Raw genomic sequence first — 13,355 nt, forward strand, 5'->3', positions numbered from 1 at the left:
CTATGTTTCCTTGGTAGAACCTTTACGGCGCGCCAGCCATTTGCCCAGCGCCACCACTAATAAGGCACAAACAATCTCGACCCCGAGTTTAACAGGCTGTGGCTGGAGGCCAAATTGATTTTCCACAATCTTGTCCGTGACCAGCATGCCACCGGCAATCCAGCCCAACAAGGCGCCGCCCAGGGTCACCACGACAGGAAAGCGGTCGATCAGCTTGAGCACCAGGGTACTGCCCCAGACAATAATGGGAACACTGAGCAGCAAGCCAAAAATCACGTAGCCCAACTGGTGGTCCAAATGCGCATTCTGCGCCGCCCCGGCAATGGCAATCACATTGTCCAGACTCATCACGAAGTCCGCGATGATGATGGTTTTGACGGCAGCCCAAACAGTGCCACCGCCTTGAATATTGCCATGCTCGTCATCATCGGGCAGCAAGAGCTTGATACCGATCCACAAGAGCAACACGCCGCCCACCAACTTCAGGAAAGGCAGATCCAGCAGGGTCAACGCAAAAAAGATCAGGACGACGCGCAATATAATCGCCCCTACCGTCCCCCACAAGATTCCCTGCATGCGCTGCTGCTTGGGCAGGTTACGGCAGGCCAGCGCGATCACGACGGCATTATCACCGCCCAGCAAAATATCAATCAGTACAATCTGAAACAATGAACCCCAATGCAGGGTCTGGAGAAATTCGATCATGGTGTTCCCGTGTCGCTAAAGATGAACTCTCTTTCCAGCCGCTGGACACTTCTTCTTTTTCTGTCGCCGGGCTGTCCCAAGACAACAATGCCCCATCACGCACAAGGCTGAGCGCCAGTGTCGCAAGGGGCTTCTTTTTACGTCATTCAATTCAGCATGAACAGGCTGGCCAGATTCGGGAAGGAATGCGCCGGGTTGTGGTGTTTTTCTTGACGAAACCGGCTGGCCAATCGTGTCGGACTGCCAGGCAGCCGGACAAGGAGCCCGCCTTGGCGGGCCCCGTACTACTTGTTTACAGCACCGATTTGAGCAACTTGCCCATTTCGGATGGGTTGCGTGTGGTACGAATACCGCAAGCTTCCATCACTTCCAGCTTGGCGTCGGCCGTGTCGGCACCACCGGAGATCAGGGCACCCGCGTGACCCATGCGTTTTCCGGGAGGCGCTGTCACACCAGCGATAAAGCCAACCACAGGCTTGGTCATGTTGTCTTTGGCCCACAAAGCCGCGTTGACTTCGTCTGGACCGCCGATCTCGCCAATCATGATAACGGCATCGGTATCAGGATCGTCGTTGAACATCTTGAGCACATCGATGTGCTTCAGGCCGTTGATTGGATCGCCACCGATACCCACAGCCGAGGATTGACCCAGGCCCAGTTCAGTGACTTGAGCAACAGCTTCGTAGGTCAGCGTGCCGGAGCGGCTAACCACACCGATGCGGCCCTTGCGGTGAATGTGGCCGGGCATGATACCGATCTTGATCTCATCAGGAGTGATCAGACCGGGGCAGTTCGGGCCCAACAGCAAGGTTTTGCGGTTTTCAGCGCGCATGCGGTTGCGAACTTCCAGCATGTCGCGAACAGGGATGCCTTCGGTAATGCAGATAACCAGATCCAGGTCAGCTTCAACCGCTTCCCAGATAGCTGCTGCAGCGCCTGCAGGTGGAACGTAAATAACCGACACAGTCGCGCCAGTTTCAGCCTTGGCGTCGGACACGGAGGCGTAGATAGGTACGCCTTCGAAATCCTCGCCAGCACGCTTGGGGTTCACGCCAGCCACAAAGGCTTCCATGCCGTTACCGTATTCACGGCACATGCGGGTGTGGAACTGGCCGGTCTTGCCGGTGATCCCTTGCGTGATGACTTTGGTGTCTTTATTGATCAGAATCGACATTTGCTAATCCTCAACCTTTTCTTACTTGGCGGCAGCGACAACAGCAGTCGCCGCTTCGGCCATGGTGTCAGCACTGATGATGGGCAGACCGGAATCGGCCAGCATCTTCTTGCCCAGCTCTTCGTTGGTACCCTTCATGCGTACCACCAGAGGCACGTTCAGGTTGACGGCCTTGCACGCAGCGATCACGCCTTCAGCGATCACGTCGCAGCGCATGATGCCGCCGAAGATGTTAACCAGAATGGCTTTGACGCCCTTGTTGGCCAACATGATCTTGAAGGCTTCAGTAACTTTTTCGGCCGTAGCGCCACCGCCCACGTCCAGGAAGTTGGCAGGCTCGCCGCCAAACAGCTTGATGGTGTCCATGGTCGCCATGGCCAGACCGGCGCCGTTGACCAGGCAGCCGATATTGCCGTCCAGCTGGATGTAGGCCAGATCGTATTTGCTGGCTTCAACCTCAGCAGGATCTTCTTCAGCCAGATCACGGAACGCCACGATATCGGGGTGACGGAACAAAGCGTTGCTATCGAAGTTGAACTTGGCGTCCAACGCAATGATGTCGCCCGAGCCGGTCAGGATCAGAGGGTTGATCTCAGCCAGTTCCGCGTCCGTTTCGGTGTAGCACTTGTACAGCTTCTGGAATTCGGCAACCGCCTTGTCGATCGAAGCGTCAGGCACGCCAATACCGCGGGCCAGCTTGGTAGCCTGCTCATTGGTCAAACCGACAGCAGGGTCCACGAACTCTTTCAGAATGGCGTCGGGGTTGCGCTCGGCCACTTCTTCAATTTCCATGCCGCCTTCGCTGGATGCCATCACGGCTACACGCTGGGTAGCACGGTCGGTCACGATACCGACGTAGTACTCTTTCTTGATGTCCGCGCCTTCCTCGATCAGCAGGCGACCCACCTTCTGGCCTTCAGGACCGGTCTGGTGAGTGATCAGCTGCATGCCCAGGATTTCCGAGGCCAGTTGACGCACTTCGTCAATCGAACGAGCCAGTTTGACGCCACCGCCCTTGCCACGGCCACCGGCGTGAATCTGGGCTTTGACAACCCACACAGAGCCACCCAGCTCCTGCGCAGCTGCAACCGCTTCATCGACGGAGAAGGCAGGAATTCCGCGTGGCACGGCAACGCCAAACTGCTTAAGCAGTGCTTTGCCCTGATATTCGTGAATTTTCATGTGATACCTGTCAGTCTAAAAACACAATAAAAAAAGAAGGCAGGAACTCCAGGCCTGAGCCTGAAACCTGACTAAAACAAAAAACTACTCCACCCCATCCGTCACTTTGGGTCGATACCAGACGGGGTAAAACTCCTCAACCACGGGACCGCTCAAGCGCAAGGCATGGCAGCCATCCAGATGGAAAGGCTGCTTGTCGGTACGATAAATTTCTGATTCCCCACTACTGCGACGCCGACCGGCCATGGTCTGCACGGCTGCGGTGGGCAGGACCAGCGCCAACTCGCTCATGTGCGTACAGCCTGCCGAGCGTCCGAAACGCTCTTTGACACCCTGACGAAATTGCTTGAGCAAATTCAGACCGACCAATTTGCGATAGGCATCTGAAATGGACGAACAGTTGTCCTGGTAGGGAGCTGCGTCATAGACCGCCACGGCATCCACAATGGCAAAGCTGCTGTCGATGGTGACACGCAGATGCATCAGGTGAACAGGATCGCCCGCCTTGTGGGTCTGACCGTTACGGATGGGAAAGTCATAGGACTTGATATCCAGCAACGACGCCTCCAGATCCCAAAGGCCATCTTCCCGTGCGAACGACTGTACCGTGATGGTACGCGTATGCAATGGTTCACGGGCAACGGACGGCGGAGGCAAAGGCATTGATATGAACGAGGCGGCAAGATTGAAACTGATCAAGTATAACGCACCTCGTATGTTCCGTATCAGCCACTTACATAATCTGTAAGCGCATTCCAGGCGGGCCAAACGCAGGTTTCATGCGCGGTGCATCCTACGGTATACCAAATTCGCATGAAAAAAACGACCCTTTGCCGGACAAGCCCATCCACCCTGCCTCACCGTTCCTGTGAACTTGGTCAGGTGTGCCGTTTTACCCCCCCTGTCCAGTGCAACCGGGCATTTCCGTTTCCCCGCTGGGGAGCGCGGAACCTGAACGCTTCCGCTCGGCTTGGCCGACTAAAGTGGTCCCCAAGCCTGCCCTAGCCCGATGCTGGGGCACCCACACCCAGATCATGAACAACTGTCATCATCAACACGCTGTGCATCAATAGAGAGCCCTTATCAAGCAGGAGCGAATCATTGCCTCTGTATAATTAGTAAGAAAATCAGATACGCTGTGTGGAATATGAGTTTTTCTCAACATGCTTGAAATCCGTCACCTGGAAACCCTAAGCGCCATCCGTGACAGCGGAAGCTTGCAAGAGGCCGCCGAGCGCCTGAATGTCACCCAGTCTGCTCTCTCGCACCAGTTGCGCGATCTGGAGTCCCGATTGCACGTGCCACTGCTGAACCGTCGCACCCGCCCCGCCCGCCTGACCACGGCCGCCTTGCGTATCCTGATGTTAGCTGATGACATCTTGCCGCGTGTGCGCGCTACCGAGCGTGATCTGCAGCGTCTTGCCGCCGGGCAAACGGGGCGCCTGCATGTCGCCATCGACTGCCACTCCTGCTTTCAATGGTTGATGCCGGCATTGGATGCCTTCAGACAAGAGTGGCCCGATGTCACACTGGATTTGAGCGCAGCTTTTTCTTTTGCCCCCTTGCCCGCCTTGATGCGCGGGGACCTGGACGTGGTGATTACATCAGATCCTCAGGCCGATCCGGCTGTACATTACGAGCCTCTTTTCCGCTACGAGCTGGTTCTAGCGGTTTCCAGACAGCACCCCTTGTCGCAATATCGCTATATAGAACCGTCTCAACTGGCAGATCAAGTTCTGATTACCTATCCGGTAGAGCGCCACCGTCTCGATATTTTTATGCAATTTCTGACACCAGCCGATGTAGAGCCTGCTGCGCTTCGGCAAGCCGAACTAACCCCTATGATCGTGCAATTGGTGGCCAGTCAGCGCGGAGTGGCGGCTCTGCCCAATTGGGCCTTGACGGAGTTCTTGAACCCGGCCTCAATTCGCACCTGTCGCCTGGGGGAGAATGGTGTGTGGCGAACGCTTTACGCAAGCGTCAGAAGTGAAGATGTGCAAGCGAACTATGTGCAAGCCTTCCTGGCACAGGCACGCGCGACCTGCTTTAAAAGCCTGCAAGGGATTGTGGCTGCTCAAGCGTGACTCATTGACGCCTTGCGGCAAAAGGATAAACCCCGCGGGTCAGATTAAAAATTCAGGCAAGGGGCGGCAGTCAGACATGCCCCAAGCCGAGAGGGTTCAACGTAGGCAAATGGATCGGATTACCGGCAACTGCGCCCCGCAATCACCAAGTGCGCGAGCAATGCAAAAGAGGCAGCTTGCTCAGGCTAGATCGTCTTCCCAGTCGCCCAGGATCTGCTGCAAGATACGACCCGAAAAGCCACGGCTGGCCATGAAACGATACTGCTTTGCGTAACTGCGAGGGTCATCCGGGGGGGCGCTGAACTTCTTGCCCCACACCTGTTTGGCACGCTCCAGCTCAGTTGCCATCAATTCTTCTTTAATAATTTCAGTCTGATGCACATCGACGCCATGCTGGCGAAGCTCTTGCAAAATGACCCGGGTGCCCACCCGCGAGGCGCGCCGATTGACGACGCTGTGCGCAAAACGTTCGTCAGACAGCCACTTTTGCTCGACCAGTGCGTCAAGCAGGGCTTCCACTTCTTCTGCACTATCAGCATGGGGCGCCAAGCGCCGGCCCAACTCCAGACGTGAATATTCACGTCTGGACAGAAAATTCAAGGCTCTGGCCTTAAGCGAAAGCCCCGCCCGTTTGGAGGTCGCTTTCTTTTCTACAGCCGAAGCATCATCGCCAACGCTGGCTGGCTCGCCATTCCTGCCCGAGTTTGTAGATCGGGCAGAAAGCGCAGCGATACGCTCCCTTTGAGCCTGCTTCCGTTCCCGGATTTCTTCCGGATCGGTCTCAAAGGGCTCCTCATCGAACTCAGGAGGAGAGATCAACGATCACCCTCGGGCGCGTCAGCAACAGGCGCAGCTTCGGCACGGCTGACCGTGGTGCTCATCAAGGCTACGCCCAGTTTCTCGCGAACCTTGTTTTCGATTTCACGCGCCAGCTCCGGACGCTCTTTCAGGAATTCCCGCACATTGTCCTTGCCCTGGCCAATCCGGTTGCCGTCGTAGCTGTACCAGGCGCCCGCCTTGTCGACCACACCGGTTTGTACGCCCAGATCGATAATCTCGCCTTCACGCGAAATACCGCTGCCGTACATGATGTCGAACTCGGTCTGTTTGAACGGAGGCGCGACCTTGTTCTTGACCACTTTAACGCGGGTTTCGTTACCCACCATTTCGTCACCGCGCTTGATCGAGCCGATGCGACGAATATCCAGACGCACGGACGAGTAAAACTTCAATGCGTTACCGCCCGTGGTGGTTTCGGGGTTGCCGAACATGACACCGATCTTCATGCGGATCTGATTAATGAAGATAACCGTACAATTGGCACGCTTGATGGTGGCGGTCAACTTGCGCAGGGCCTGACTCATCAGGCGGGCTTGCAGACCAGGGAGGGAATCGCCCATATCGCCTTCGATTTCAGCCTTGGGGGTCAGAGCCGCGACCGAGTCGATGACAATCAGGTCCACCGAGCCCGAACGTACCAGGGCTTCGGTAATTTCCAGGGCCTGCTCACCCGTGTCGGGCTGAGAGATCAGCAGATCAGCCAGATTAACGCCCAGCTTTTGAGCATACTGCACATCCAGCGCGTGCTCAGCGTCAATAAACGCGCACGTTCCCTTGAGCTTTTGCATTTCGGCAATCACTTGCAAGGTCAAGGTGGTCTTACCCGAGGACTCCGGCCCATAAATCTCGATAACGCGACCACGAGGCAGACCACCAACGCCCAAAGCAATGTCCAAACCCAGCGAGCCCGTGGAAACCACCTGGATGTCGTGCTCGACGGTGTCGTCGCCATAGCGCATGATCGAACCCTTGCCGAACTGCTTTTCGATTTGCGACAGAGCGGCGGCCAACGCCTTGGAACGTTCCGAGGCCACTGCTTTGCTGTTTTTATCGTCCATGAAAAATCCTTGACTGTGGAATGGCGCCCCAACGGACGGGCACGACAATTAAAATTCAAACCTCATTATTGCATCAAATTATACTGTATATATACACAGATATTCAAATAAATTAGGCCTGCAGCCTCGTTATCCCCTACTGACCGGCCTGACAGCCTTGTGCCACAATGCCAGCCAGCCATTCAATCATTTGTTTGTGTAGGGTCATGCGCATACTCATAGCTGAAGACGACAGTATTCTCGCGGATGGACTTTCTCGCTCCTTACGCTACGAAGGCTATGCGGTCGATGTCGTGCACGATGGCGATAGCGCCGACTCGGCCTTGCAGCTTCAAAGTTTTGACCTGTTGATTCTGGACCTGGACTTGCCCAAAAAGCCTGGCCTGTCCGTATTGCAGTCCATCCGCCAGCGGCAGGACACGCTTCCCGTGCTGATACTGACTGCCAGCGACACGGTGGAGCAGCGCGTGCGCGGCCTGGACCTGGGCGCAGACGACTATATGTCCAAGCCCTTTGCCCTGACGGAGCTGGAAGCGCGGGTACGCGCCCTGACGCGGCGCAGTACCGGCACCAGCAGCGCCTTGCTGCATCACAAACGGCTGAGCTTCGACCTGAAGGGCCGTATGGCGTATATCGACAATCAACCCCTGGAGCTGTCAGCCCGCGAAACCAGTTTGCTGGAGATTTTCCTGTCGCGCAGCGGGCGCATGATCAGCAAGAACCAGTTCGTGGATCTGCTCTGTGAGTGGGGGGAGGAAGTCACCCCTAATGCCATTGAGGTCTACATTCACCGCCTGCGCAAAAAGCTGGAGCCCAGCGGCGTGCGCATCTTGACTGTGCGGGGCCTGGGATACTGTCTGGAACCGGAAAAACTGCGAGAAGACGCTCCAGCCTAAGCGAAGGGATCGTCCATGCAGCCCGCGTCGCCCCCATCACGTGCCACTGTCGCGCCCGCCCGAAAAAGGCGCGGGGCGCCACGTCCGCTCATCCACAAGATCATGATCTGGATTTTCGGGCCCTTGTTTCTGCTGTGGACCGTGGGCATTGTCATTACCTATTTCATCGCCCAGCATATTGCCAACTCGCCCTATGACCGCACCTTGCGCGATCATCTGGACCTGCTGCGGGTGGAAATCAGCCGCCAGGACCTGAACCAGCCTATTGAGCTGTCGCACGGCGCGCAAACCATTTTGCGGCAGGAAAGTCCCACGCCCACCCTCTGGCAAATCCGCGATGCCAATGGAGCCCCGTTGGCCGGCAATGCCCATTTGCCAGTTCCCGACAGCTGGAGCTATGACACCGACCTGCTGCGTTACCGGGATGTGGTTCTGGACGATCAGAGTCTGCGTCTGGCCTATGTCTGGGGGGGCAAGGACAAAAACAACACGCCTTTTCTGGCGGTTGCCGCTGAAACGAATGAACATAGAGCGGTGCTACACCGGGAAATCCTGATCGGAATGCTGACTCCGCAATTCATTCTTGTGCCGCTGGCAGCCATGCTGGCTGGACTGGGGCTGACGCACGGGCTGGAGCCCCTGAACCTGCTGCAGGCGCGCCTGCGAGCCCGGGCGCCGGGCGACCTGTCGCCTGTGGACCAGGAACAGGCTCCGGCCGAAATTGTGCCGCTGATCGATGCCATGAACGGTCTTTTGGCTCAGCAGGCCCAGTTCTCCGCCACTCAAAGACAGTTTGTTGCCAACGCAGCCCATCAGTTGAAAACTCCTCTGGCGGGCATACGCACACAAGCCGAACTGGCCCTGCGAGAGCGGGACCCCCAACAAACGGAAGCCAGCCTGCAACAGCTGGTCCGCGGCACAGAGCGCGCCACGCGGCTGGTCACGCAAATGCTGGCGCTGGCGCGCGCCGAAAGCAGCGATGCCCTTTATGCCCCCACCAAGCAGAGCCTGGACCTGAACACCTTGACTGAACTGCATGTAGGCCAACGGGTGCCGGACGCCCTGAGTCTAGGGCTGGACCTCGGCTTGGAAAACCACCCCAAGGCCATCCTTTTGCAGGCCGATCCGGTGTTACTTGACGAGCTGATCAACAATCTGCTGGACAACGCCCTGATCTACACACCGGCCGGTGGCTGGATCACCCTGCGTACGGGTCAGGCAGCCGGCAAAGGCTGGCTGGAGATTGAAGACAATGGGCCCGGTATCCCCGCGGAGCATCAGTCACGAATCTTTGACCGGTTTTATCGCATCATGGGCAACCAGGCCGACGGCAGTGGTCTGGGCTTGGCCATCGTGCGGGAGATTGCTGACATTCATGGCGCCTCCATCGACTTCATGCCACTGACGGGAGGCCAACCCAGTGGCCTGCGCTTGCGTGTCAGTTTCCCACTGTCTTTGCCTTGGAGAGCCTGAACGCATGCCCCAGACAATCACCAGTGTCGCCTCCCCCAAAACCAAGAACAAACTCGACACCCAGGGACGCAAGGTTATTTTTGCCTCGGCCCTGGGGACCATGTTCGAGTGGTACGACTTCTATCTGTATGGCTCCATGGCGGCCATTTTGGCCCAGCACTTTTTTTCTGCCGTCAACCCGACGGCCGGCTTTATCTTTGCCTTGCTGGCTTTTGCGGCGGGCTTTGCAGTGCGCCCCTTTGGCGCCCTGATCTTTGGCCGCATCGGCGATCGTGTCGGACGAAAGTACACTTTTCTGATCACCATTTTACTGATGGGCCTGTCCACTTTTTTGGTGGGCGTCCTACCCAGCTATGAGGCTATCGGGATCGCCGCCCCCATCATGCTGATCGTCCTTCGTCTACTGCAGGGTCTGGCCATGGGAGGTGAGTACGGCGGCGCTGCAACCTATGTGGCCGAGTACGCTCCCCAGCACCGGCGCGGCTTTTATACCAGCTGGATTCAGACCACGGCTTCAGTCGGTTTATTGCTGTCGCTGCTGGTCATCATGGGCATACGCAGTCTGGTCGGCGAAGAAGCTTTTGTCGTCTGGGGCTGGCGTATTCCATTTTTGATTTCCGTGCTGCTGCTGGCCATTTCCGTGTGGATACGGATGAACCTGAAAGAGTCGCCCGCCTTTCAGCACATCAAGGAAGAAGGCACGTTGTCGACCTCGCCCATTACCGAGTCCTTTGGCCGTTGGGCCAATCTGCGCATCGCTCTGCTGGCCTTGTTCGGACTGACGGCAGGCCAGGGCGTGGTCTGGTATACGGGGCAGTTCTACGCTTTGTTCTTCATTACGCAAATGCTGGGACTGCAGGCCACGCTGGCACAAACCCTGATGGTCATCTCGCTCTTGCTGGCCACTCCCCTGTTCATCTTTTTTGGCTGGCTATCCGATCAGGTCGGACGCAAACCCATTATTCTGACGGGCTGTCTGCTGGCTGCACTCACCTACTACCCCGTGTTTCAAGGGCTGGCTTATTTTGCCAACCCTGCTCTGGTGCAGGCCCAACGCAACGCCCCGGTTACGGTCATCACCGATCCGACCCGTTGCTCCTTCCAGTTCAATCCCGTGGGCAGCCATACCTTCACCAGTTCTTGCGACATTGTGAAGTCGTATATGGCCAGCCATGCGGTCAGCTACAACAACGTCAAGGGCGCCCCCGGCCAGGTGGCCCAGGTCCGAATTGGCGATCATGTGATTGATGGCTTTGAGGGTGGGCATCTGAGCCGGGCCGATTTTGCCCGGCACTCGCAGGAGCTGAAAAACGAACTGACCGACACCATGCGTCAGTACGGATACCCGGACAGGGCCGATCCCGAACAGGTTAACAAGCTCATGCTGGTGGTCTTGCTGACTTATCTGGTAGCGCTGGTCACGGCAGTCTACGGCCCTATCGCCGCCATGCTGGTGGAGATGTTCCCGATTCGTATCCGCTACACCTCCATGAGTCTGCCCTATCACATCGGCAACGGCTGGTTCGGCGGCTTCTTACCGACCCTGTCTTTTGCCCTGATTGCGCTTACCGGCAATATTTATGACGGCCTGTGGTACCCGATTCTGGTGTGCCTGCTCACCGTCGCCATTGGTGCGCCTTTTGTGCGAGAGACGCGCCATAACGATATCAATCGTTAGCCCTGTCTGCAGGCGGATAGCCTGGCGTGTCGCAAAAAGGCCAGATGGACTGGCAAATGCAAGGGTGCGTAAATGGCCGGGCGGCACAAGAACATCTGCGCGTACAATCGAACATTGCCTCGGGCTGTATGCCCGCTCCTTTTCTACGTTTATTTATCTTCGTCTCCATGTGGTTTAAGAATCTACGCATCTATCGCCTCTCCCCCGACTGGACATGTTCCGCCGCAGAGCTGGAAGAAGCTCTGGCCAAACACAGCTTTACGCCAGGCTCCAGCCAGGAACCCTTGAGCCTGGGCTGGGTTAGTCCCCGTGAAAACAATGCCCTGGTGCATGAGGTCAACGGTCAGTATCTGATCGCCCTGCGCGCCGAAAAGAAACTGCTGCCCACCACAGTCATCAATCAGGTCGCGCGCGAGAAGGCGCGTGATATTGAGGAGCAGCAAGGCTACAAGCCCGGCCGCAAGCAGATGAAGGAAATCAAGGAACAGGTCATCGTAGATCTGATGCCGCGTGCTTTTGCGGTCTCGCGCGACACCCGGGTCTGGCTGGACACCCGCAACCACTGGCTGGCCATTGATGCGGCGGCTACGGCTAAAAGTGATGAAGTGCTGGGGCTGCTGGCCAAAAGCGTGGAACCGTTCCCTGTGCAGCCGCTTTACACCGAACAATCCCCCGGCGCCGCCATGACCTCCTGGCTGGTGGAAGAAGAACAGCTGGCCAATTTCACCATTGACCAGGACACCGAGCTACGTTCGACGGGCGATAGCGGTGCGGCCGTGCGCTACGTCAAGCAAAGTGCCGATATCGACGAAGTGCGCAAGCACGTCGAAGCGGGCAAGCAATGCACCCGACTGGCCATGACCTGGGCGGATCGCATCAGCTTTGTACTGACCGACGCGCTGGACATCAAACGTGTCGCACCGCTCGATATCCTGACGGAAAAGCAGGATGTGACTGCCGTCAACGACGAAGAAATCTTCGATGCGGACATGACGCTGATGACGTCCGAACTGGCTAAAATGATCAGCGACCTGGTCGAGGTGCTGGGCGGTGAACGCAAGTAAGCCCACGTCCTTCCTGGACTGCTGGCCCCCACTTCAGCTTAGCTCCTGCTGAGCGGCACGATACACACCGGGCGTCATCCCCGTCCAATGACGGAAAGCCCGGTGAAAGGTCGCTGGCGAACTGAACTTCAATGCATACGCAATTTCAGCCAGCGACATATCTTTGCGCAGCAATTTGAAAATCGCCAGATCCCGGCGCAATTCATCCTTAATCCCTTGAAAGGACAGACCTTCTTCCTGGAGTCTGCGGATCAGGGTACGCGCCGAAATATGCAGTTTCCCCGACACGTCCTGCAGGGTCAAACCCAGATCGGTGTGCAAAATCTCCCGTACTTTCAATCGCAGGGCATGCTCATGATACGAGGTGAAAATCCAGTCGCGCGGGGCCCGCTCCAGAAAGGCCCTGGCCTCCACCTGAGTGCGCTGCGGACGCACCTGACCGAGTTCCGCGCCAAACACAATGTGCGAGCACGGCACATCAAAACTCACTGAAGCAGGAAACAAGACGGAGTAATCCGCCGCGAACGCTGGCCGCGCAAACGCAAAAGCCACTTGTTGCACGGGCACCTCACGCCCCATCAGCCAGGACACGATGCCGTGCGTGAGCTTCAGCATCAGGGCATGTCCGAAACGATGCACACAGGCATCCCCATAGCGGGGCACCAGCTCAATACCCAGGTCTGTATCGGTGCGGATCAGATTCAGGCTGAAATCGTCCAGCAACAGGTTCCAGAACTGGGTAAAGCGGTACAAAGCCACATTGATGGACGGCGCATCCCGCACCGTGCGCACGATGTATTTCAAGGCTCCCGCCCGTATAGGCCGGGTCCAGAACCCCATCATCTCATCGCCTGTTTTACGGGCGCTGACCTGATACAAGCGCACCAGTTGATCCCGCGTCAGACGAGCGCCAGGGCGATCAATAAAATCCTTCACGATGCCTGACTGCTTCAGGCAATGATCCAGCACCTGTTCCGAATAGCTGGTGCGCAAACTGTGAAACCAGTCCTGCACCAGATCCAGCGCCACCGTGGCAGTGTGCGCAGCATCGACAGGAACCGGTAGCGTGCCGGGCAAAGCATTCATCTTTCCATGACCCTTCAAAGATTGTCACTTTTTGCATATTCAACGGCAGTATTCGCTATTGGGCAAGGGGCGAAACCATCCTATGCTGATAGTCATAATACAAGGAGACATCACC

12 protein-coding genes are annotated in these 13,355 nt (G+C 57.0%); 5 read left to right on the forward strand and 7 right to left on the reverse strand.

Going from position 1 to position 13,355, the window contains the following annotated elements; all coding sequences use genetic code 11:
• From RSQ48_RS09920 to RSQ48_RS09935, 4 genes are all read right to left on the reverse strand, one after another.
• Positions 1-705, reverse strand: coding sequence for a TerC family protein (locus tag RSQ48_RS09920; RefSeq protein ID WP_003799530.1), 705 nt, complete (start codon positions 703-705; stop codon positions 1-3).
• Positions 706-997: 292 nt separating this feature from the next.
• Positions 998-1,879 carry a succinate--CoA ligase subunit alpha gene (sucD, locus tag RSQ48_RS09925; protein ID WP_003799528.1) on the reverse strand — a complete coding sequence of 294 codons (882 nt, stop codon included), beginning with the start codon at positions 1,877-1,879 and terminating at the stop codon, positions 998-1,000.
• A gap of 21 nt (positions 1,880-1,900) precedes the next feature.
• Positions 1,901-3,061 carry an ADP-forming succinate--CoA ligase subunit beta gene (sucC, locus tag RSQ48_RS09930; RefSeq protein WP_003799526.1) on the reverse strand — a complete coding sequence of 387 codons (1,161 nt, stop codon included), beginning with the start codon at positions 3,059-3,061 and terminating at the stop codon, positions 1,901-1,903.
• Between the two features lie 84 nt (positions 3,062-3,145).
• Positions 3,146-3,724, reverse strand: a complete 579-nt coding sequence (locus RSQ48_RS09935; RefSeq protein ID WP_039942913.1) for a DUF2889 domain-containing protein — start codon at positions 3,722-3,724, stop codon at positions 3,146-3,148.
• Between the two features lie 500 nt (positions 3,725-4,224).
• Here RSQ48_RS09935 and RSQ48_RS09940 point away from each other — a divergent pair, with 500 nt between their 5' ends.
• A complete protein-coding gene (locus tag RSQ48_RS09940; RefSeq protein ID WP_336579428.1) occupies positions 4,225-5,145 on the forward strand; it encodes a LysR family transcriptional regulator in 921 nt (306 codons plus the stop codon).
• Between the two features lie 180 nt (positions 5,146-5,325).
• Here RSQ48_RS09940 and recX read toward each other — a convergent pair whose 3' ends face one another.
• Complete coding sequence (recX, locus tag RSQ48_RS09945; protein WP_235587613.1) at positions 5,326-5,964, reverse strand: recombination regulator RecX; 639 nt, start codon at positions 5,962-5,964, stop codon at positions 5,326-5,328.
• Positions 5,961-7,043 carry a recombinase RecA gene (recA, locus tag RSQ48_RS09950; protein ID WP_003799517.1) on the reverse strand — a complete coding sequence of 361 codons (1,083 nt, stop codon included), beginning with the start codon at positions 7,041-7,043 and terminating at the stop codon, positions 5,961-5,963. The genes recX and recA overlap by 4 nt, the downstream gene beginning before the upstream one ends.
• 206 nt (positions 7,044-7,249) lie before the next feature.
• Here recA and RSQ48_RS09955 point away from each other — a divergent pair, with 206 nt between their 5' ends.
• The 4 genes from RSQ48_RS09955 to RSQ48_RS09970 all read left to right on the forward strand — a co-directional run bounded on the left by RSQ48_RS09955 (position 7,250) and on the right by RSQ48_RS09970 (position 12,154).
• Positions 7,250-7,939, forward strand: coding sequence for a response regulator transcription factor (locus RSQ48_RS09955; protein ID WP_003799515.1), 690 nt, complete (start codon positions 7,250-7,252; stop codon positions 7,937-7,939).
• Positions 7,940-8,041: 102 nt separating this feature from the next.
• Positions 8,042-9,412, forward strand: a complete 1,371-nt coding sequence (locus RSQ48_RS09960; protein WP_003799514.1) for a sensor histidine kinase — start codon at positions 8,042-8,044, stop codon at positions 9,410-9,412.
• A 4-nt stretch (positions 9,413-9,416) separates the two neighbouring features.
• Positions 9,417-11,090, forward strand: a complete 1,674-nt coding sequence (locus RSQ48_RS09965; RefSeq protein WP_059317549.1) for an MFS transporter — start codon at positions 9,417-9,419, stop codon at positions 11,088-11,090.
• Between the two features lie 167 nt (positions 11,091-11,257).
• Positions 11,258-12,154, forward strand: a complete 897-nt coding sequence (locus RSQ48_RS09970; protein ID WP_003799509.1) for a recombination-associated protein RdgC — start codon at positions 11,258-11,260, stop codon at positions 12,152-12,154.
• Between the two features lie 33 nt (positions 12,155-12,187).
• Here the strand turns inward: RSQ48_RS09970 and RSQ48_RS09975 are convergent, their stop codons facing one another.
• A complete protein-coding gene (locus RSQ48_RS09975; protein ID WP_003799507.1) occupies positions 12,188-13,240 on the reverse strand; it encodes a helix-turn-helix domain-containing protein in 1,053 nt (350 codons plus the stop codon).
• Positions 13,241-13,355: the final 115 nt, after the last annotated feature.

Origin of the sequence: Alcaligenes sp. SJTW-7, assembly GCF_047716895.1 — a bacterium.
Taxonomy (GTDB): Bacteria; Pseudomonadota; Gammaproteobacteria; order Burkholderiales; family Burkholderiaceae_B; genus Alcaligenes; species Alcaligenes ammonioxydans.

Coding starts and splice junctions, on each gene's coding strand:
- RSQ48_RS09920 (WP_003799530.1), bottom strand. CDS start 705: ATGATCGAATTTCTCCAGACCCTGCATTGGGGTTCATTGTTTCAGATT.
- sucD (WP_003799528.1), bottom strand. CDS start 1,879: ATGTCGATTCTGATCAATAAAGACACCAAAGTCATCACGCAAGGGATC.
- sucC (WP_003799526.1), bottom strand. CDS start 3,061: ATGAAAATTCACGAATATCAGGGCAAAGCACTGCTTAAGCAGTTTGGC.
- RSQ48_RS09935 (WP_039942913.1), bottom strand. CDS start 3,724: ATGCCTTTGCCTCCGCCGTCCGTTGCCCGTGAACCATTGCATACGCGT.
- RSQ48_RS09940 (WP_336579428.1), top strand. CDS start 4,225: ATGCTTGAAATCCGTCACCTGGAAACCCTAAGCGCCATCCGTGACAGC.
- recA (WP_003799517.1), bottom strand. CDS start 7,043: ATGGACGATAAAAACAGCAAAGCAGTGGCCTCGGAACGTTCCAAGGCG.
- RSQ48_RS09955 (WP_003799515.1), top strand. CDS start 7,250: ATGCGCATACTCATAGCTGAAGACGACAGTATTCTCGCGGATGGACTT.
- RSQ48_RS09960 (WP_003799514.1), top strand. CDS start 8,042: ATGATCTGGATTTTCGGGCCCTTGTTTCTGCTGTGGACCGTGGGCATT.
- RSQ48_RS09965 (WP_059317549.1), top strand. CDS start 9,417: ATGCCCCAGACAATCACCAGTGTCGCCTCCCCCAAAACCAAGAACAAA.
- RSQ48_RS09970 (WP_003799509.1), top strand. CDS start 11,258: ATGTGGTTTAAGAATCTACGCATCTATCGCCTCTCCCCCGACTGGACA.
- RSQ48_RS09975 (WP_003799507.1), bottom strand. CDS start 13,240: ATGAATGCTTTGCCCGGCACGCTACCGGTTCCTGTCGATGCTGCGCAC.